This window comes from uncultured Slackia sp., from assembly GCF_944321625.1.
Taxonomy (GTDB): Bacteria; Actinomycetota; Coriobacteriia; order Coriobacteriales; family Eggerthellaceae; genus Slackia.
Genome location: NZ_CALUMA010000066.1, coordinates 24,504 through 44,010 on the forward strand (window position 1 = coordinate 24,504; position 19,507 = coordinate 44,010).

Here is a 19,507-nt window from a genome sequence, read left to right on the forward strand (position 1 = left end):
GCGATACGGCTATCGATTGCACAGTTCTGTAAGCGCCCGCCTCGCCACATCGAAGAGACGCTTGTAATACTCGTATTCGGGGATGATGACCCAGTCTTCAGGGCGCTTGAGCGAGGCTTCGTCCATGATGCGCGCATACATGCTTTGCATGCGTCTACCTGGCATGACGTCGAGCATGCCGCTTTCTCCGCACAGCCAGAACTGCGCCTGGGCAAAGCCTTTGCCCCTGATTACCCTATGAGGCTCGATTATCACGCTGTAGTAATCCCGGGGTGGGTTGGGGTGCCATGCGATGACGCATGTTTTCTTGAGGCCGAAGAACGATGCCGGCGCCAGGGTCTCCACCTCTGCGGCGACGGGCAGATTCAAGCGTACGGCTGTGCGCTCGATGGCCTCGACGATGTCTTCAGCATGCGTTTTTGCGGGCATGCGGCAATTCGTGAACAGGTCGTATTGCGAGGGCGCTTCGGGAAGGTCTTGGGGCGAGAAGATGCTCGATCGTTTGATGGTCATGGCGTGCCTTTCGAAGGGTGCAGCGCGAATCGTTTGCCTATGCGCCGCCTTCGGCAATTGTAGCGCTCACAACACGCAGCAGCGCGATTTGTAGCCGAGCCGAAATGCGGCGTTGAGGGTTACTTGGGGTTTCTGGGCGCGGCGGGTTGATTTGACACCGAATTCGAGCATTGCATGCCTACGTGTGGTACGGTGGTCGAATCGACGGTTTTTAAGATTGGAGCAGATATGGTAAGCGAGAAGGAATTTCCTGAGCTTCAGGGCATCGAGCAGGTAAGTTCGGGCTGGCTCAATAAATACATCCTCAAGTTTCGTTTGCCTAACGGGCGTGATTACCAGTACGAGGCGGTTTCGCGCAAGCCGCTCGACGTATACAAGACCGAGCTCGAAACGCCGGGGCCGGTGGAGCCGCAGGTGGATGCCGTGTGCATTGTGGGCTTCACGGCCGAGGGATCGTTTCTGCTGATCAAGGAGTTCCGCTTCCCCATGAATCGCGAGTGCATCGCGTTTCCTGCCGGCCTGCGCGATGCGGGCGAAACTGTGGAGGAGTGCGCTTCGCGTGAGTTGCGCGAAGAGACGGGCTATGACCTGGCGCGCAATGCCGACGGCACCCCGGTGCATATCCACAGTTTCGTGCAGCCTGGCTTCTCGTCGCTCGGCATGGGCGACGAAAGCATTGCCATGGTGTTCGCCCAGGTGGAAAAGGTGGGCGAGCCGCGCGCTGAATCGACGGAGTTCATCGAGGTGTTCGAGCTCCCTCGCGCCGACATCGCGCAGTTCCTGCATGAGAATCGTGCCCCGCTTTCCATTCGTGCCCAGCTGGTGCTTGAGATGGTGGCGTGCGACCCGTTCGCATAAGAGTTTTGGGACGAATCGCCCATGCTGTGTATTTCTCTCCGAACGAGTCGGCTGTTTAATCGAGGGCAACAGAACTAACGGTGCCGTTTGGCTTCGAAGAAAGGGACGATTATGGCCGCAAAGAGGGAATTCCCCATGGAGAAGAGCGTGATGCTGGAGAAGATGCGTTGCAACATCCCGCCTTCGGCCGATTTCCAGGACAACATCGAGATCATCGACGTGACCGAGCCGGGTTACGTGCACTTCACCATGGACGTGCCTGCGTGCCTGGGCAACTACCACGGCGGCATCCACGGCGGCACCGCATATTTCATCAGCGAAATCGCGTCGGGCTTCGCCACCTACACGCTGGGCTCCGACAACGTGTGCCAGAGCGCGAGCATCAACTTCGTCAAGGCCGCGCCGTGCTGCAAGGTGGACGTGACGACCGAGCCCGTCCATGCGGGTCGCTCCACTGCCATCATCCGCGTGACCGCGCGCCAGGCCGAAACGGGCAAGCTGCTGTTTACCACCATGCATAACATGTTCCTGCTGGGGCCGATCGAGGGCTAAAGCCAAACGGTTCGCAGCCAAACGCATGAAAAGAGCCGACCTACGGGTCGGCTCTTGTTGTGCATGGGTGCTGCTTTTGTGCGCGGATTGATGTTTCGACTCTACGAGCGCAGCGTGATGCCTTCAGGGAGTTCGAAGTCCAAGGTGAAGCCTTCGTCCTCTTCCTCCTCGGTGGGGGCGGACTGCTGCACGACCGGCTTCTTGGGTTGGCCGAATGCGGCATCGAACGCGGAGAAGTGCGCACGCGGCACAGCGAACACGACATTCGCTACCGCGCCGGGATGCGCGGTAATCCACTCCTTGAACAGGGCGATCGTGCGCTCCTCGTCGCCTGCCTCGCGGCCGCAGCCGAACGCGCCCACGACGAGCGTTTCGATCTCGTGGGCGGCAGCAATGTGCATGATGGCCTCGATGCGGTCGGCCAGAACCTTGTCGCACTCCGCCTCGGAGCGGTGGTTCTCAAGCGCGCGCTGACGGTTAGGCTCGGCGATGACCAGCACGTCGGCGGCCTTCATCTCGCCGTCGCGCGTGAACACGATGCCTTCCAGATACAGGGCACGTCCCGTGAACAGCTGGCCGCACTGGTAGCCGCGGTTGGCGTCGTAGTACGCACGCTTCATGCCGCGCAGCACGGGATAGAGGTTGCTGCTGGCGCACAGAATCTGCTCGGGGCCAAACGCACCGTCCTCGTAGGCGCCGCCGGGGCGCGTGAACGATGCGGGGTCCACCACCAGCGTCTTGCCCTCGGCGCGATGCACGACGTTCGATGCGAAGTCGGTGGTCGCGCGAGTCGTGGTTGCCTCAAAGGCAGGCTCGGGCAGTTCAAGCGCACGGCCATCGCCATCTTCGTAGATGACGGCGCTCTCGATTGCCGCCGCGGTTTCCTTCGCGAACACTCCGTTCACAAGCGCCAGATGCTTGGCTGCTTCGGCGCGACGTTCGTCCCTGGTTGGCATGCTGTCCTCCTCACGTAGGTCCTTCTGTCGATTGTAGAGCAAAACGCCAAAAACTAGCCCGGTCTTCTGGATGCGGCTGCTAGAAAATGCGCTATGTGCACGATTACGGGCCTCAGCTGCTGAAAATGGCTTTAAATGTGTGCCGCCCTTATGCTGCAAGGGGGCTGGATTGCTGGATTCCTCTCGTCTGGCTCCCATAATGCCTGGTCGCAATTCGCAATCCCGTTCTCCTGCTGCATCGGTCGTTATTGAAGCCATACATTTAGCGACATTTTTAGCAGGCCGACCCTCCAAACGCACATATAAGGAATTCCTCAGCAGGATTGGCTCTCGTGGTTTTGTGCGGTAGCCGGCTAAATCGCGCTGGCGTTTGCTGCGGGCTTCGTTACCATATCGCGCATGGAAAACACTGACTTCACACCCTTCATCATCAACGTGACCAACCTCGAGACGGGCGCCGAGGTGCCGGTCGAAGTGCGCGACAAAGGCGCCGATCAATTTGCCGCGCGCCTCAAGAAGGTTGCCAAAGATCGCCGCAAGTGGGCGCGCAAGAACGACATCTCGTGTTACCGCATTTACGACGCCGACCTGCCCGATTACGCGCTTGCGATCGACCGCTACGACGGCGTGTGGAAAAGCGAGGGCGAAAGCTACCTGTGCATCGCCGAATACCAGGCGCCCAAGTCGGTGGACCCCGAACGCGCCCGTGTGCGTCTGGAGGACGCCGTGGCAATCGCATCGGCGGTGCTCGCGGTGCCGCGAGAGCGCGTGTTCCTTAAGACGCGTCGCCACGAACGCGGCGGCGGTCAGTATACTGACCAGCAGAAAGACGCCTGCATCATGTACACGCAGGAGTCGGGCAACGTGTTTGAAATTGACCTGGGCAGCTACCTGGATACGGGCATCTTCCTCGACCACCGCACCACGCGCGAGATGGTGGGGCAGATGGCGGAAGGCAAGCGCTTTCTGAACCTGTTTGCCTATACGGGCACCGCCACGGTGCACGCTGCGGTGGGCGGCGCGAAAAGCACGCTCACGGTGGATCTTTCGCAGACGTATCTGGGTTGGGCCGCGCGCAACATGGAGCTCAACGGCTGCGACGGCCCCGAGCATGGCTTCGTGCGTGCCGACGTGCTGCAGTGGATCGTGCGCGCGTGCCGCGAGAAGCCACGCTTCGACCTCATCTTTGTGGACCCGCCTACGTTCTCCAACTCCAAAGCCATGGGCAAGAATACTTGGAGCGTCCAGCGCGACCACGTGATGCTGCTCACTCACGTGGTGCAGCTTCTGGCGCCAGGCGGCGAGGCGGTGTTCAGCTGCAACCTGCGCAACTTCAAGCCCGACTATGAGGCGCTGGCTGCGGCTGGCGTGGCCATGGAGGACATTACCGCGCAGACCATTCCGTACGATTTCGCGCGCAATCCCAAGATTCACTGCTGCTTCAAGGTGCGTCGCGCGTAAGGGGCCATCTGCCGTGCGCGCCGGAGGCATCTACCGGGAACGGTGGCGCTTTCGTGTGCAGGGAGCGCCCGCTTTCCCATTCTTCTGTCACAGTGCAGCATCAATAGGCGCGCTTTTAACTTTCATTTGATATTGCGCGTGGCCAGCGCCCTCACCTGCGACATTCGCCAAAACGTTGCAGCATTGGCGAATGTTGCGCAACTTTTTTCGTCTCATATTCGCTATGCTTGCACTCTAGCATGACGTCGCGTCGTTTTTGAGGAGGGGGTTGAGCGCCGTGAGCACCATTCGTCCGGCCTTCGAGGCCATACTTGACGCATATTTCGCCAAGCGCGATATTGCCACCTCGCTTGACGCGGCATGCGATGACGTGCGGGCGTTGGGCCCGTGGACGAGCGGGGCCGTGCGTGACAAAAGCGAGCTTGCACGCGTTCTGGCCGATGAGTTCGACGCGCATCCAAAGGCGTTCGACTACACGATTATCGGCTACGTCGAATGGGAGCTTGCTCCGAGCGTCATGCAATGCGGTGCCTCTGTGGCGGTTGCCTACCCCGCTTCGTCGAATTCGGATTCGGTCGCTCCGCCGCTCTTGTTGCGCATGACGGCAACGATGCGCCAGATTGGTGATAGCTGGAAGCTCGCCTTGATTCACGCGTCCATTCCCGAAGAGCCCAAAGGCGCTGGCGAAGGTCCTTCGCTAGCCGACGTGCGCATGCATGCCATCGAGCAGCTGCGGCGCGAGGCGACCACCGATGCGCTTACGGGTATTCTGAACCGCCGTGAGACTACGCGTCTGATTGATGCGGCAGCGGGCGATGCCGAGGGCATGCTGCTTATCGTGGACGTGGACGATTTCAAGAACATCAACGATCGATTTGGGCATCAGGCGGGCGATGCCGCGCTCGTGGCGCTTGCGCATGGAATCAGGGAGCATGTGTGTGCCGATGACGTGGTGGGGCGCCTGGGCGGCGACGAGTTCGTGGTGTATTTCTCACGCCTGGTGAATCGTGATGTGGTGCGTACCAAGGTGAAGCTGTTCGGCGATGCGTTCGGGCAGGCTATGTTCGATATCGCGCCGGGTTTGGTCGTCACACTTTCGGTGGGCGTGGCGCAGCGTGTGGCGGGGGAGTCGTTCGACGACCTGTATCGCCGTGCCGATGCCGCGCTGTACAAGGCCAAGCATTCCGGCAAAGCCACCATGTTCTTCGACGACGAGGCGTAGGGTCGAAGGCGCAAAAACGAGGCGTTAGAGCGAAGGCGTGAAAAGCGAAGCGCAATGCCGAAGGTGCGGAAAATAAAAAACCCGGCGAGAGCCGGGGAATTGTTGGTCGCGGGGGCTGGATTCGAACCAACGACCTTCGGGTTATGAGCCCGACGAGCTACCAGACTGCTCCACCCCGCAATATATGCGAGCACTTCACAAGTGCAAGAAAGAATAATATCGTCGGGTCATGGCGAATGCAAGAACTATTTTCCAAACGCGTATAAGGACATGATTCCTTCACATTGCGCAATGCGCATGACGATGCGGTGCCTCATAGGCTACGTTCGAAGTCGAGGGCGTATCGCTTGCCGGCGCGAAATCACATAGCTCCTCTTGAGGGGTACAATTGCCATGAAAGGGCAGGGGGTCTGATGACGAAGCGATCGAGAATACGGTTGGCGAACGGCGTGGTGTCGGCAGGCATCGTCGTGTTCTTCATCATGCACGCCTCCATCGGAAGCATCGTCGGGCTGGTCCCGTTCCAAAGCGGTCTTGCATGGGCGGTATGGATAGGCGTCGCATGCGCGGCGATCCACGTGGCGCTCTGCGTTGCCACGAGCATTCAGCAGCTTACCGATACGGTTCGTCCTCCGAGTATCAATAAAAAACGCCACCTTGCGCTTAAGTGGGCTACAGGCGTGTTCTTGCTCGTATGCGCCGCCGTGCATGTTGTTGTGGTGCGAACCGCAGGAGCGGGCGACATGATTTCCTCGGTGACGGGCGTAATCGTCATCGTCGCTCTTGCGGTTGCCCTTGCGGCTCATATTTGCGTAGGGAGCAAGTCTTTGCTGAAAGATTTGAACGTCGATCGTTCCTTTCGGCCGGCGGTTCGCGGAGCGGCATGCACGTTCGCGGCGCTGTTCGTATTGGCGGCATTGGTCGGATTTGGATTGCGATAGTCTCGAGTCGGGTTTGGCGCTTGCGAGTCAAGCCAGGAATGGGGGTCAACATGCTCACGGTGGTGGAGTTGGAGGACGCTCGCTCCATGCCTTTGCAGCGTTTTGCCGATTATGCGGTGCGGCGCACGTGTGTCGTGTCGCTTGACGAGGCTTTGGGACGTGTAATAGCGTGCGATGTCGTTGCATCCGAGGGCGTGCCGCCGTTCGACCGCTCGACGATGGACGGCTTCGCCGTAGTGGCATCCGACACGTTCGGATGCTCCGAAGCCTTGCCCGCCATGCTGACCCTTGCGGGCGAAGTGGACATGGGCGTTGCTCCGACATGCACCTGTTTGCCCGGCACGTGCGTGCGCATACCTACGGGCGGCCAAATGCCCCAAGGCGCCAACGCTGTAGTGATGCTGGAGCGGTGCGAAGAGTATGGTGACGGCACGGTGGGCATCATGAAGGCGGTTGCGCCAGGCGACAACATGGTGTTTCGCTACGACGACGTCAAACCTGGTCAGCCCGTACTGTTTGCCGGCACTAAGCTCGACCCTCATCATGTAGGCTCGCTTGCGAGCATGGGCATCATGGAATGCAGCGTGTTCGATGCGGTGACAGTGGGCATCATATCGACGGGGGATGAAATCGTCGATGCGGCGTGCGAGCCTATCGGGGCGCAGATGCGCGATGTAAACGCACCGATGCTGGCCTCCGCCGTTCAGGCTTGCGGCGCACGGCCGATTCGGTACCCTATCGTGCCCGACGAATACGAGGCCTTGCTCCATGCGGTGCGCCGGGCGCTTGGGGAATGCGATATGGTGCTTATTTCAGGTGGGTCATCTGCTGGCCAAAGGGATAATACGGCGCGCGTGCTGTCTGAATTGGGGAGCTTGCTCTACCATGGCGTGGCGGTTAAACCGGGCAAGCCCACAATGTGCGCCGACGTGCAGGGAAAGCCTGCATTCGGGTTGCCGGGGCACCCCGTGGCCGCGTATTTCATGTTTCTCGAGGCGGTGCGTCCGCTGCTTGCGCGTATGTGCGGGACGTCGGGCAGGCATGGGCGCCGCGTATGCGTGCGGCTTCGCGAAGGCATTCCCTCAAACCATGGGCGTTCCGAAATCGTCGCGGTGCGTTTGGAGGGCGAACCGGACGTCGTGCCTGCTCTTGAAAGCGAATCGGGCCACGCCGTGCTTTCGCAAGGCGATGCGTGCGGAAACGAGCCGAGTGCGATTCCCGTGCGGAGCAAGTCGGGGTTGATTTCGAGTCTTGCTTCAGCGGATGGGTATATTGTGGTGGGTCGCAACACCGAAGGAGTGCCTGCGGGCCAGGCCGTGGAAGTGCGGCTTTTCTAGCGATGTTGTTCCGGGCGCTTCTGCGGGCGCATTCGACGGCTCTTTTCCACGCGTCCGCTGCAAGTCGCGCTTTGTATTGGAGGTTGAATTCATGGCTTTTGCGTATTTGAGCACGATTACGCTGGAAGAGGCGGTCGGCCGTTTGCGGCAGGCGCTCGACCATTGCGGCGGAGAGCCCCGCAAAGAGGCGGTTCCAGTGACGGAATCGCTTGGTCGCGTCACTGCCGAGCCGCTATATGCACGCATTTCGGCGCCTCATTACCACGCTTGTGCAATGGACGGAATAGCCCTGCAAGCGTCCGTCACGTTCGGGGCCACGTCGACCACGCCTGTGACGGTGCAACCTGATGAGTACGTGGTTGTGGACACGGGCGACCCTCTGCCCAATGGGTGCGATGCGGTGGTGATGATCGAAGATGTCGTCTTCCCCGAAGGGTTCGATGCGAACGACCTTGGTGGGTGTCCGATAACGCTGTATGCGGCATCGGCGCCTTGGGGCAATGTGCGCCAGATCGGGGAAGACATCTGCGCCGGCGAAATGCTGCTTACTTCGGGCGTAGAGATAACCCCCGCAGCCATGGGCGCCATGCTGGCGGCGGGCATCGCCGAGGTGTCGGTTGCGGCGCGGCCCAGAATTGGAATCATCCCTACGGGGGACGAGGTGGTTCCTCCGTGCTCGGATCCAAAACCGGGTGATGTGATGGAGTTCAATTCCACGATATTCTCGGGAATGGTGCGCTCGTGGGGCGGCGAGCCCGTAACGTATCCCATCACGCCCGACGACCCCGAAGCAGTACGTTGCGCGCTGCTCAAGGCTGTTGCGGAATGTGACGCCGTGCTGCTCAACGCGGGCTCGTCGGCGGGGCGTGACGACTATTCGGCGCACGTGGTGGCAGAAGCCGGCGAGCTTCTGTTCCACGGCGTGGCCATCAAACCCGGAAAGCCGGCCATGGCGGGCATGGTCGACGGCGTGCCCGTTATCGGAGTGCCGGGATATCCGGTAAGCGGCATCGTGGTGGTCGAATCGCTGCTCAAGCCTGTCATAGAGTGTCTTTTGGGCGCTGGCCTCGACGGTGGCGCGTCGGTGGAGGCGGTGCTGGCGCGTCCGTGCACGTCGTCCCTCAAGCATCATGAGTACGTGCGCGTGCGACTCGGCGCGGTCGAGGGCAAGTTCGTGGCAACGCCCCTTTCGCGCGGGGCGGGAGTGGTCACGTCATTCGTGAAAGCCGACGGCATTATGGAGATTCCTCAGAACAGTGAAGGGTTTGAAGCGGGGGAGAGGGCACGCGTGCGTCTGCTGCGCCCGCTTGCGCACATCGAGCGTTCGCTGGTGGTCATAGGTAGCCACGACCCTCTCGTCGACGAGGTCGCTCAAATCATGCATGCGAAGTGGCCGCAGCTGTCCGTGGCGTCCACCCATGTGGGGTCAATGGGTGCCATCGTTGCGGCGAAGCGTCACGAGAACCATTGCGGCGGCATCCACTTGCTTGACGAGGCGACGGGCGAATACAACACCTCGTATCTTGAGCGCCATTTTCCTCAAGGCGGGGTGCGTCAGGTGGAATGCGTGTACCGTCAGCAGGGTCTGATGGTGGCGCCGGGCAATCCGCTGGGAATCGCGTCCCTTGCCGATATGGCTCGGAAGGGCATGCGCTATGTGAATCGTCAGAAGGGCTCCGGCACGCGCATCCTGAGCGATTATCTCTGCAAGCGGGAGGGCGTGGATCCGGCTTTGATCTATGGCTACGACCACGAGGAATTCACCCATACCGCCGTGGCGGCGCTCGTAGAGTCGGGCTCGGCCGATGCGGGCATGGGCATCTATTCGGCGGCGAAGATTTATGGCCTGGGGTTCGTTCCCGTATGCGAAGAGCAGTACGACCTGCTCATTCCTGATTATGCGTGGGATACTCCCATGGTGCAGGCGCTTTTGGAGGTTCTCCAAGGCGAAGAGTTTCGCGCGCGAATCGAGGCCATGGGCGGGTATCGCGTGGAAAGCCCGGGAACGGTTCGCCGGCATTATGAGGCCCGTAGGCAGATCTAGGTGCGTGCGGTTGGGTGGCGCAAACGAAGTTCCTCGGGTGAACGATGCGGCTTGTGTTGGGGGTGGAGAGCGGGCGCGTGCAGGTTGAAGCGGCCTAGGCTGCTGCTCGTTTGGCGCCCGGCAGCTACGAGCCCAATATTGCGAGGAACTCTGACAGCTCGGGCGTTTGCGGGTGCGAGAGGATGTCGGCGGCGGGGCCTTCTTCCACGATGCGCCCGCCATCCATGAAGATGGCGTGGTCAGCGAGGCGGCGGGCCTGGCTCACAGAGTGCGTCACCACCACGATGCCGACGTTTTCCTCGGTGCAGTAATCACGCATCAGGCGTTCGGCGGCAAGCGTCGAGGGGATGTCGAGGGCGGCGGTGGGCTCGTCCAGCACCAAGTGTGTCCACGTTCCCGCCAGCACGCGGGCGAGCGCCATGCGTGCAGTTTCGCCGCCCGAGAGCTTCTTGGCCTGCTCGCGCTCAAGGTGCGACAGCCCTAACTCTTTGATGAGCCCTCGGCAGCGATCGTCGAACCGGCGCTCTTTCGCCCCAAGTGCTACATTGCGGGCAAGCGTTCCGTAGAATGCGTAGCTGCGCTGCGGCATATAGCCGACGCTTTCGCCGTCGCCTAGAATCCTGCCGCCTTCATCGGGCCTGAGCGTTCCGGCGAGCACACGCGCAAGCGTGGTCTTGCCGCATCCGTTCACGCCCATCACGGCGCAAATCGTGCCGCGAGGGAATTCGATGCCCGCTACGTCGAGCGCCGTTTTCGCGCCGTATCGTTTGATCGCTTTTTCTATTCTCATCGCGCCACGTTCCTTTGCACGATGCTCACGACGACGTTGAGCGTGAGGAACATTAACAGCAAGATGATGCCCAGCGCTATTCCCAAGGTAAAGTCGCCGCGGTTCGTGTACATCATGATTGCCGTAGTCATGACGTTGGTCTTGTAGGCGATGGCGCCGCCTACCATGGACACGGCGCCCACTTCGGCGATGGCGCGGCCGAACGCGATGAGGTAGACCGTGAACACCTGATAGCGGCACTCGCCCAAAAGCAGCAGCGCCGTGCGGACGCGTGAAAGTCCGATGCCTCGGGCGGTTTCGCGCACGTCATCCACCAAGCCCCGTACATATGACTCCATGTTGCCTGCCACGATGGGCGTGATGAGAAGCACCTGCGCCACCACCATGCCTTCGACGGTGTAGAGCAGCTGGAGCCAGCGAAGCGGTCCGACGCCGCAGAACATGAGATAACACAACAAACCGCACACCACGGGCGGGACGCCCATGAGCGTGCGGTTCACGATGACGAGCGCCGAAGCGATCTTCGAGCGCCCCATGGCGAGGGCCGTGCCAAGTGGCATGCCTATGGCGAGCGCGATGAGAGAGCTGGCGATGCTCATGCGCAGCGTCACCAGGACGATATTCGTCAGCATCTCGTCGCCCGAGGCAAGAAGCGCGATGGCCTCTTCGAATGCGGTCAGCACGTGCCCTCAACCCTATTCTGCGGTGTTATTCGACAATACCGCCGTTGGCTTCAAACGTGAGGAACGTCGCCTTGTCGGACAGGATGTACGCGTTCGTCTCGTTGGCCATGGCGAGGCAGGCGCCCATGCCGGCGTTGGAGTAGGTGTACCAATCGGTATAATCGGCAACGCTGTCGGCCTCGGTGGTGATGCCCAGGTCCTCAGGCCACAGGGAAATTTCCTTCGTGTGCGTGCCGGAGGCGTCGCCACGGGAAACGAACGGGTACTTGCCGTCGGCGATCTGCGCGAAGGCGTCGAGCGCAGTGGCGGCGTCGGCCACGCCCGCGGGGTCGTCGGCGGGACCGCACAGCACGAAGTAGTTATGCATGAACGACAGGCGCTCGGAATCGAAGTCAGGCAGCGTGTACGCGAAGCCGGCGGCTACGAACTCCTCTTCCTGGCTCTTGGAGTGCACCAGGATGGCGTCGGCGTTGCCCGATTCGGCGTTGGCGATTGCCTTGCCCGTGCCGGCGGAATAGACCTCGACCTCGTAGCCGTATTCGTCCTGGAAGTACGGCAGCAGGTAGTCGAGCAGGCCGGAGTCGTTCACCGACGTGGTGGTGGACAGACGGATGGCCTTCGTCTCATCGGTGGCCTGCGGGATTTCGCCCTCATAGTGAGGAGCATCGTCATTGACGGTAAACAGCGATTCGCCGAAATCCTCCATGCCGTAGTCAGCAATCAGCTCGAGGCCCTCGTCGGAAAGCATCCAGTCGATGAAAGCCGCGGCGCCTTCCGAGTTGATTGCCACGTCGGCGACTTCGTTGCCGTCGGCATCAACGAACGGCGCATCGGGATTCACGGCGAGGAGCGAGTAGGTGTTGATCAGGCTGTCGTCCTCTTCGTAGAGAATGGTGAGGTTGGTCGCCTGCTCCTCGGCGGGCGCCGTCTCAGTGGCCTCTTCGGCGGCGGGTGCCGGGGTCTCTTCGGTCGCGGTCTCGGTGCTTTGCGACGAACATGCCGTCAGCGAAAGCGCCATGACGAAGGCCGCGAGTAAGGCGACGATGCCAATGCGGATTTTCTTCATGGTTCCCCCTTTGCTCGAAAAGAAGCTGCGCTTTCCGGTAGCGCAATCATCCCATGCTCCTTTTCGCAATCCAGGAAAACTATAGTCAAATGCAAGGAAATGGAAACCTTTGCCGAAAATAACTTCGGCATACTGCACCAAAATTTGTATATTTGGATAATATTATACGTTCATTAGAATATTTCTCATTAAGAATGATTCTTCGATTCCGTGTTCCGAGATTCGGCGCGAAACGTCGTCATGCAAGTTCCACATCGTCCATCGAGCCGTCAAGCAGGTCGATCATGAGCAGGCGATTTCGAATCTGGCCGGGCCTCTCGAGAAGCACCTTTACCACCTCGGCCGACTGCACGGCGGCGGTGGCGTGTGCTGCAAAGGGAAGGCTGCCTAGTCGTTCATGCTGACTCGTGCCGAACGGCTCGCCATATATCGAGACGAAAGAAGCATCGCCTGGGTACACGGTACATACCTGCCCGAACCATCCCGCGATAGCGCCATAGACGATGGGTATTCCAAGACTCTGGCAGGCGTGCGCCAGCCAGAAGCGTGACTCCAACGTGTCGAGGCAGTCCACGACGCAGTCCATATCGTGAACCAGGTCGGCGGCATTGTTTTTATCGAGGTACGAGACGATTGCTTCTGGTTCCGCCTTGCCATCGATTTCCAGGATGCGGCGTTTCGCGACTTCTGCTTTGTGCAGCCCCACTGTTGCTTCGGTGCAAAGAACCTGTCTGTTAAGGTTCGTCTCGTCGAAGATGTCGGCGTCGATGAGGCGTAGGTGTCGCACGCCTATGCGAGCAAGCGCTTCCACGACCAATCCGCCCAATCCTCCGCAGCCCACCACTGCTACGTGCTTCTCGGCGAGCAGAAGGCATTCGTCCTCGGTAAGCGCTTCGATATTGCGAAGGTATCGTTTTTCGACAGGCATGGGAAACTCCTGACATGGAGAGTCGGGCGTGGTTCAAGCATACCATGGTGGCGTTGGGGTTGTGGCGATGTGGTAGTGAGATGTGGGCGTTTTCCGAGGGGGTGCGACCGTGTTTTACGCAACGCCGCCGCCCCGGGATGAAAGGGGCGGCGGCGCGGGCCCGCTTCGATTATTGCGGCAGGGGTTCGTCATGCACGGATTGGCTTCCGCCGCTTGTCTCTCCTATACGTAGCGGTATGTGTGCATCATCTCGTCGGCGAGCTCTCGCTTGCGGCAAGCGTCACATATGCGCGGTTCTTCCACGCCGGCCTGTTGGGCGGCGCGATGCACGGCGTCTTTCGTGCCCATGGGCGAGCCGCACCGCTCGCAGAGCGCAAGCTCGAACGTGCGGTTCCAAATCGTACGGCTTGTAGCGTCCTGTGCGTATTCGATGGCGCCCGTGGGACAGACGTTTGCGCAGCTCAAGCATCCGATGCAATCGGCTGACGGCTTGTCGTAGGGGGTGCTCACCATTTTGTCGACGCCGCGGTTCACGGTGGAGATGGCGCCCGTTCCCAGGCTGTCGCATGCTTGCACGCACAATCCGCACAGGATGCACTTCTCGCCGTCGAGGGTTACCAGGCGGTCAAAGCCTTCTGCACCGCCTGCCTCGCGCGCCATGGCGGCAATCGTTTCAGACTCCGGCGCGCGCTTCGACAGCAGGGCAAGGGTGACGGCACGCTCTTCGGCGATCTTCTCGGAATTGGTATACACCGTGCATTCACGCTCTACGGGGTACACGCAAGAGGTCACCACCTTGCGGCGGCCGCGCTCTTCCACCTCTACAATACATACGCGGCAGCAGGCGCGATGATCCTCGAACGCATCCGAGCGGCATAATGCGGGGATGTGGATTCCGTTGCGTTCCGCTACGTCGTACAGGTACTCGCCTGCTTCGCAGGTGCAGGGGCGCCCGTCAATGGTGATATTCAACAAATCGCTCATGCCGGCATCCTCCTCATCGTTTCAACGGCGTCGAAGCGGCACGCCTCTCGGCAGCTGCCGCACGCGATGCACTTGTCGGGGTCGATGACGTGCGCCGTCTTGACTTCGCCGGAAATTGCGTTTGCCGGACAAACGCGCGAGCACATACCGCAACCCGTGCACGCCTCCGCGTTGATGGTGAAACGCGTGAGGTCGGGGCATACGCCGGCGGGGCATTCCTTGCGCTCGATATGCGCTTCGTACTCGTCGCGGAAGAATCGAATCGTGGTCAGCACCGGGTTGGGCGCCGTTCTGCCGAGCGCGCACAGCGAAACGTCCTGCATGGTGTGGCAAATGCGTTCGAGCAACTCGATATCTCCCGGGCGGCCGCGCCCCTCGCAGATATCGGTGAGGATGGCGCGCATCTGGCGCAGGCCCTCGCGGCACGGCGTGCACTTGCCTCAGCTCTCCTCGCAGAGGAAGTCCACGTAATAGCGGGCGACCTCCACCATGCACGAGCGGTCGTCCATGACGATCATGCCGCCGGAGCCCATCATGGCGCCGTACTCGGTGAGCGTGTCGAAGTCAACGGGCAGGTCGAGCAGCGACTCGGGGATGCATCCGCCTGACGGGCCGCCGGTCTGGATTGCCTTGAAAGGACGGTCGTTCATGATGCCGCCGCCGATGTCGTAGATCAGCGTGCGCAGCGTGGTTCCCATAGGCACTTCCACCAGGCCGGTGTGCTTCACTTTGCCCACCATGGCGAACACCTTGGTGCCCTTGGACTTCTCGGCGCCCAGCTTGGCGTACTCCTCGCCGCCGAAGCGCAGGATGGTGGGAACGGAGGCGAGCGTCTCCACGTTGTTGAGAACGGTGGGTTTGTCAAACAGGCCGCGCTGCACGCTGCGGATGTACTTGGCGCGGGGCTCGCCCACGCGGCCGGCGATCGACGCCATGAGCGCCGTGGATTCGCCGCACACAAATGCGCCGCCGCCGCGAACGATTGACAGGTGGAGCTTATGGGGCGTGCCCATGATGGAGTCTCCCAGGATGCCTGCGGCATAGGCGTCGTCGATCGCGTGCTGGATGTGATCGCGCGCGAGGGCATATTCATCGCGAATATAGAGCACGCCTTCCTCGGCGCCGATGGCGAGCGCTCCGATGACCATGCCTTCAATCACGGCATGCGGGCAGCCTTCCATCGTGGAGCCATCCATGAACGCACCGGGGTCGCCTTCGTCACCGTTGCATACGATGTATTTCGGCCACTCGTCGTAGCCGGCGGCGCTGCGCCATTTGCGCCCGGTTGGAAAGCCTGCGCCGCCCTTGCCACGCAGGCCGCTCTTCTCCACTTCCGAAATGATCTCGTCCGGCGTCATGGACAGTGCACGCTTCAGGCCCTCGTAACCGCCGCGGGAGATGTAATCGTCAAGACTCAGCGGGTCGATGATGCCCACGTCTTTGAGCACCACCTTGTGCTGGAGCGCGTAGAACGGGTTGTCGTCCATATGCTCGAAGAACTGGCCGTCCCGTTTGTGCAGGAGCTTTTTGACGGGCGCGCCGTCGAGCGAATCGACGATGGCCTTCGCATCGCGCACGGCGACGCGGTAATACATCAGGTCGCGCGGCATGAATCGCACTACGGGGCCTTGCTCACATTCGCCTGAGCAGCCGGTGCGCACCACGTTGACGCACACATCGTCGGCTAGGCCGCGCGCTGTAAGCTCTTTTTCAATGGCGTCCGCCACGTCGAGTGCACCGTTGGCGATGCAGCTCGTGCCGCAGCAGACGAGTATTCTGTCGGTTCCGTTAATCATTGCTGACCACGTCCTTCGAATCGTCTGTGCGGTAGCTTTCGACAATGCCGGAAATCTGATCGACCTTCAGCTTGTTGTGGTACACGCCGTCGACCACCATGACGGGGGCGAGGGCGCACGATCCCAGGCAGTTGACGTATTCCACCGAGAATTCGCCGTCGGCGCTGGTTTGTCCGGGCTCGATGTCCAGAATGCGCTTGAGCTCGGTGGCCAGATTGACCGATCCGCGGAGGTGGCATGCGGTGCCGTTGCATATCTTGATGATGTGCTCGCCCTTGGGCGTCAGCGAAAGCGCTTTGTAGAACGTCGCCATGGAATAGAGGTGCGCCTTGCTGCAGTCCAGATAGTCGGCAAGCGCGACGAGTCCCTCTTCAGGGATGTAGTTGAATTCATGCTGCATGTCCTGCATGGCCGCCAGCGCGAAGCGGCGGTCTGCGGGATATGCCTCGATGATCGCGGTGATCTTCGAGGCGCGGTCCGTATCGTTCATGGATGCCTCGTTTCAAATGGACGTGCCCGCATCGAGAACGGGCGGAAAAGCGCAGCGCTCGTTCCTGCGTCGGAACGAGCGGCTGGATTTATGGAAGCTGCTTATCCCCCTGCGACCAGCGGGGTGATGACCACGTAATCCTGCTCGGTAAGGGGCGTCGCCACACCGTTCAAATGCTCGATGTGGCGCCCGTTCACCAGGATGATCACGTCATCGCCCTTATCCGTTCTTTCGTCGTTCAGAATGAGGCCGTCGAATTCCGGCCAGCGGGCACAAAGCGCCTCCATCAGTTCCAGAACGTTGGAAGGGGCGGGCATATCGCACGATTTGCAGTTCGCGATCTGCCGATATGTCGCCAAGAACTTCACAAGCATGGGCGAACCTTCCCGAAAGAAAGGATGAGCGGAGGGGCGGGCAGGACTCGCCCCTCCGTGGCGTGCTTAATAGGTCACATTCAGCTCAGCGAGTTTTTCGGGGGTGGGGATGCCGTCTGCGGTCCAGTTGCGCGCTTCATAGTAATCGGCGAGCATAGTCTGCAGTTCGTTCACCTTGCCCTTCGCCGGGCCGCTGGGCAGCGCCTCGCGCAGCAGGCGCGGAGGCAGGGTGTCTTTCTCGACTCCGGCCTCCATGTTGAAGCGCTTCTCGAGGTTCCAGATGCGCTCGCCCTTGAGCAGGATTTCCTCGTCGGTTTCGTCCGAGCCCACAGCCTCGCGGTATTGACCCGCGATTTCGGGCAGGCCGATGCCGAACGTGGTGAACAGGCACATGCCGGTGGAGTCGCACAGAGCCGTGAGATCTTGGAAGGTCTTAAGCATGGCGCCCTTGCCCTCGGTCACCTGCGGATCGAGCTTCACCGGGATGCCCAGCACCTCGGGGCTGATCATGTAACCGCGCACGTGGCAGCCGCCACGGTTGGACGTGGCATATTCGAGGCCGATGCCCTGGATGGCGCGGCCGTCATACGCGGGCATCTCCTGCTTCTTTACGCTCATGGAAAGCTCGGGGTGGCCATATTTCTCGGCCAAGCGATACGAACCCAGGCCGATGATTTTGCCAAAGCCCTCGCCGTCGGCACACATCTGCGTGAGCTTGACCATGGCGGCGGCGTCGCCGAAGCGCAGGGGGAATCCGATGTCTTCCTCGGGAATGGCGCCCATCTCATAGAGCTCCATGGCGCATGCCACGGTGGAGCCCAAGGTGATGGGGTCCATACCCTGCTCGTTGCAGATGAAGTTTGCCTTGACGATGGACGAGATGTCGTTCACGCCGCAGGCGGCGCCATAGCTCCAGCCTGCCTCGTACTCGGGGCCTTCGCCGAAGCCGTCCAGATCGCCTTTACCTTCGATCTTGGTCACGCGTCCGCAGGCGATGGAGCAGCCGAAGCAGCCCTGGTTCTTCACCAGGTGCGTCTCGTTCAGGTGCTCGCCCGAAGTGTCGTCGGCCTTATCCCAATACGAGCCGTCGCGGCCGTTGCGCAGCGGCAGGCCGCCCACTTCGTTAACGATGTTCACAAGAATCTCAGTGCCGAACGTGCCCAGACCGTTGCCGGTAACGGGGTGCTCTTTGAGCATGGTGCGTGCCTTGGTGATTTCGCGCATAAAGCCTTCGGGTCGCGCGACGGTCACGCCGCCGGTGCCGCGCACGGCGATTGCCTTGAGGTTCTTCGAACCCATGACGGCGCCCATGCCGCCACGGCCTGCAGCGCGGTTCTTGTCGTTCATAATGGCGGCGTACAGCATGCAGCGCTCGCCGGGCGTGCCGATGCAGGACACGCGCACCTTGCCGTGCTTGGCCTCAAGGGCCTCGGTGGTCTCGTGGACGCCCTGGCCCCACAGCTCGCCGGCGTCGAGCAGCTCCACCTTGTCGTCATCGATATGCAGATATACCGGATGATCGGCCTTGCCCTCGAAGATGATGCCGTCGTATCCGGCGTACTTCAGCTCAGGGCCGAAATGTCCGCCGGAATTCGCCGCGCCGATGATGCCCGTGAGCGGCGCCTTAGACACCACTTCATAGCGACCCGAAGAGCATGCTGCAGTGCCGGTAAGCGGGCCGGTCATGAAGATGAGTTTATTGTCGGGGGAAAGCGGGTCGATCTTGGGGTCGACCTCGTTGCAGTAGTATTTCGTTCCCAGGCCACGAGCGCCCACGTAATCGTGCGCGTCCTGCATGTTCAGAGGCTCTTTTTTGATGGAGCCTTCGGTGAGGTTGATGCGAAGAATCGTTCCGATCCAGCCGTTTGCCTGCGTCATTATGCACGCACCTCCTCGACGGCCGCCTTCAGCTTGTCGGCGGCAAGCTGTTTTTTGTCCGGGACCTCATCGGGATCGACCAGCGTGATGGCTCCCGAGGGGCAGTACTTGGCGCACCATGCCTCGCCGCCGCACAAATCGCACTTGTGAATCATGCGCTTGGCAGGCGAGTAGGAGATGTTGCCCAGGGGGCACGCGCTTACGCACATTTTGCACACGATGCACTTATTGGCGTCGTGTTCGATAATGCCCTGGGCGTTGCGTCGCAGCGCGCCGGTGGGGCAGATGGCGGCGCAGGATGCTTCGTCGCACTGCATGCACATGATGGGCACGGTGATAGCGGCTTCCTCGTAGTGGAACACGCTTACATTTGAGAGGCGTGGATTGAATTCCTCATTGTGCTTGAACGAGCATACCAGCTCGCAGGTGCGGCAGCTCACGCACTTCTTCGGATCCACGACCAGCTGTTTAGCCATGGACTCCCCCTTTCTTTCGAATTCGGCCGTAAAGCACTTAGCTTCAGTAAACCATGCGTTCGGCAGAAAAAACGCGACGTCGCCGATTTGGCGCGTCGAATCGGTGGTTTATGCCGTATCGCGACGTATCATTAGGCAGAAAGCATGAGAGTTTTCTG

The 19,507-nt window shown here is 60.8% G+C and carries 20 protein-coding genes, 1 tRNA gene and 1 pseudogene; 7 read left to right on the forward strand and 15 right to left on the reverse strand.

What is annotated here, in order from left to right; all coding sequences use genetic code 11:
• Positions 1–9: 9 nt before the first annotated feature.
• The gene (locus tag Q0J60_RS05980) at positions 10–513 is read right to left on the reverse strand and encodes a hypothetical protein (RefSeq protein WP_294439503.1); all 504 of its coding nucleotides are present in this window, start codon (positions 511–513) and stop codon (positions 10–12) included.
• 174 nt (positions 514–687) lie between these two features.
• Between Q0J60_RS05980 and Q0J60_RS05985 the strand changes: the two genes are divergently transcribed.
• A complete protein-coding gene (locus Q0J60_RS05985) occupies positions 688–1,371 on the forward strand; it encodes an NUDIX hydrolase (protein ID WP_294439505.1) in 684 nt (227 codons plus the stop codon).
• Between the two features lie 111 nt (positions 1,372–1,482).
• Positions 1,483–1,923 carry a PaaI family thioesterase gene (locus tag Q0J60_RS05990; protein ID WP_294439507.1) on the forward strand — a complete coding sequence of 147 codons (441 nt, stop codon included), beginning with the start codon at positions 1,483–1,485 and terminating at the stop codon, positions 1,921–1,923.
• Between the two features lie 101 nt (positions 1,924–2,024).
• Here Q0J60_RS05990 and Q0J60_RS05995 read toward each other — a convergent pair whose 3' ends face one another.
• Entirely contained in the window at positions 2,025–2,879 is an 855-nt protein-coding gene (locus Q0J60_RS05995) for a TIGR02452 family protein (protein ID WP_294439509.1), read from the reverse strand.
• Between the two features lie 399 nt (positions 2,880–3,278).
• On the opposite strand from Q0J60_RS05995, the gene Q0J60_RS06000 reads away from it, so the two are divergent.
• The gene (locus Q0J60_RS06000) at positions 3,279–4,340 is read left to right on the forward strand and encodes a class I SAM-dependent methyltransferase (protein ID WP_294439511.1); all 1,062 of its coding nucleotides are present in this window, start codon (positions 3,279–3,281) and stop codon (positions 4,338–4,340) included.
• A 277-nt stretch (positions 4,341–4,617) separates the two neighbouring features.
• Positions 4,618–5,562 (forward strand): diguanylate cyclase, encoded by a 945-nt coding sequence (locus Q0J60_RS06005; protein WP_294439513.1) that lies wholly within the window; start codon positions 4,618–4,620, stop codon positions 5,560–5,562.
• A gap of 103 nt (positions 5,563–5,665) precedes the next feature.
• Here Q0J60_RS06005 and Q0J60_RS06010 read toward each other — a convergent pair.
• A tRNA-Met gene (locus Q0J60_RS06010) sits at positions 5,666–5,742 on the reverse strand.
• A 233-nt stretch (positions 5,743–5,975) separates the two neighbouring features.
• Between Q0J60_RS06010 and Q0J60_RS06015 the strand changes: the two genes are divergently transcribed.
• From Q0J60_RS06015 to Q0J60_RS06025, 3 genes are all read left to right on the forward strand, one after another.
• Entirely contained in the window at positions 5,976–6,503 is a 528-nt protein-coding gene (locus Q0J60_RS06015) for a hypothetical protein (RefSeq protein WP_294439515.1), read from the forward strand.
• 38 nt (positions 6,504–6,541) lie between these two features.
• Entirely contained in the window at positions 6,542–7,840 is a 1,299-nt protein-coding gene (glp, locus tag Q0J60_RS06020; protein ID WP_294439517.1) for a gephyrin-like molybdotransferase Glp, read from the forward strand.
• 91 nt (positions 7,841–7,931) lie between these two features.
• Entirely contained in the window at positions 7,932–9,884 is a 1,953-nt protein-coding gene (locus tag Q0J60_RS06025) for a molybdopterin biosynthesis protein (protein WP_294439519.1), read from the forward strand.
• Between the two features lie 124 nt (positions 9,885–10,008).
• On the opposite strand, the gene Q0J60_RS06030 is transcribed toward Q0J60_RS06025, so the two are convergent.
• The 12 genes and pseudogenes from Q0J60_RS06030 to Q0J60_RS06085 form a co-directional block, all read right to left on the reverse strand.
• Positions 10,009–10,674 (reverse strand): ABC transporter ATP-binding protein, encoded by a 666-nt coding sequence (locus tag Q0J60_RS06030; protein WP_294439521.1) that lies wholly within the window; start codon positions 10,672–10,674, stop codon positions 10,009–10,011.
• Positions 10,671–11,357 carry an ABC transporter permease gene (locus tag Q0J60_RS06035; RefSeq protein WP_294439523.1) on the reverse strand — a complete coding sequence of 229 codons (687 nt, stop codon included), beginning with the start codon at positions 11,355–11,357 and terminating at the stop codon, positions 10,671–10,673. The genes Q0J60_RS06030 and Q0J60_RS06035 overlap by 4 nt, the downstream gene beginning before the upstream one ends.
• Before the next feature lie 25 nt (positions 11,358–11,382).
• Positions 11,383–12,423, reverse strand: coding sequence for a substrate-binding domain-containing protein (locus Q0J60_RS06040; protein WP_294439525.1), 1,041 nt, complete (start codon positions 12,421–12,423; stop codon positions 11,383–11,385).
• 238 nt (positions 12,424–12,661) lie between these two features.
• Positions 12,662–13,351: a ThiF family adenylyltransferase gene (locus tag Q0J60_RS06045; protein ID WP_294439528.1), complete on the reverse strand. Its 690-nt coding sequence runs from the start codon at positions 13,349–13,351 to the stop codon at positions 12,662–12,664.
• A gap of 222 nt (positions 13,352–13,573) precedes the next feature.
• The gene (locus tag Q0J60_RS06050; protein ID WP_294439533.1) at positions 13,574–14,335 is read right to left on the reverse strand and encodes a 2Fe-2S iron-sulfur cluster-binding protein; all 762 of its coding nucleotides are present in this window, start codon (positions 14,333–14,335) and stop codon (positions 13,574–13,576) included.
• Positions 14,332–14,598: a 4Fe-4S binding protein gene (locus tag Q0J60_RS06055; RefSeq protein WP_294439549.1), complete on the reverse strand. Its 267-nt coding sequence runs from the start codon at positions 14,596–14,598 to the stop codon at positions 14,332–14,334. The genes Q0J60_RS06050 and Q0J60_RS06055 overlap by 4 nt, the downstream gene beginning before the upstream one ends.
• Positions 14,578–14,763 (reverse strand): annotated as a pseudogene (locus Q0J60_RS06060) (NADH-ubiquinone oxidoreductase-F iron-sulfur binding region domain-containing protein); the annotation flags it as partial. The gene Q0J60_RS06055 and the pseudogene Q0J60_RS06060, both read right to left, overlap by 21 nt.
• Before the next feature lie 12 nt (positions 14,764–14,775).
• Entirely contained in the window at positions 14,776–16,131 is a 1,356-nt protein-coding gene (locus tag Q0J60_RS06065) for an NAD(P)H-dependent oxidoreductase subunit E (protein ID WP_294439535.1), read from the reverse strand.
• Positions 16,124–16,621 carry an NAD(P)H-dependent oxidoreductase subunit E gene (locus Q0J60_RS06070; RefSeq protein ID WP_294439537.1) on the reverse strand — a complete coding sequence of 166 codons (498 nt, stop codon included), beginning with the start codon at positions 16,619–16,621 and terminating at the stop codon, positions 16,124–16,126. Before Q0J60_RS06070 ends, Q0J60_RS06065 begins: the two co-directional genes overlap by 8 nt.
• A gap of 101 nt (positions 16,622–16,722) precedes the next feature.
• A complete protein-coding gene (locus Q0J60_RS06075) occupies positions 16,723–16,995 on the reverse strand; it encodes a MoaD family protein (RefSeq protein WP_294439539.1) in 273 nt (90 codons plus the stop codon).
• A 66-nt stretch (positions 16,996–17,061) separates the two neighbouring features.
• On the reverse strand, positions 17,062–18,873 hold the full coding sequence (locus Q0J60_RS06080; RefSeq protein ID WP_294439541.1) for an aldehyde ferredoxin oxidoreductase family protein: 1,812 nt from the start codon (positions 18,871–18,873) through the stop codon (positions 17,062–17,064).
• Positions 18,873–19,349 (reverse strand): 4Fe-4S dicluster domain-containing protein, encoded by a 477-nt coding sequence (locus tag Q0J60_RS06085; RefSeq protein WP_294439543.1) that lies wholly within the window; start codon positions 19,347–19,349, stop codon positions 18,873–18,875. The genes Q0J60_RS06080 and Q0J60_RS06085 overlap by 1 nt, the downstream gene beginning before the upstream one ends.
• Between the last annotated feature and the right edge of the window lie 158 nt (positions 19,350–19,507).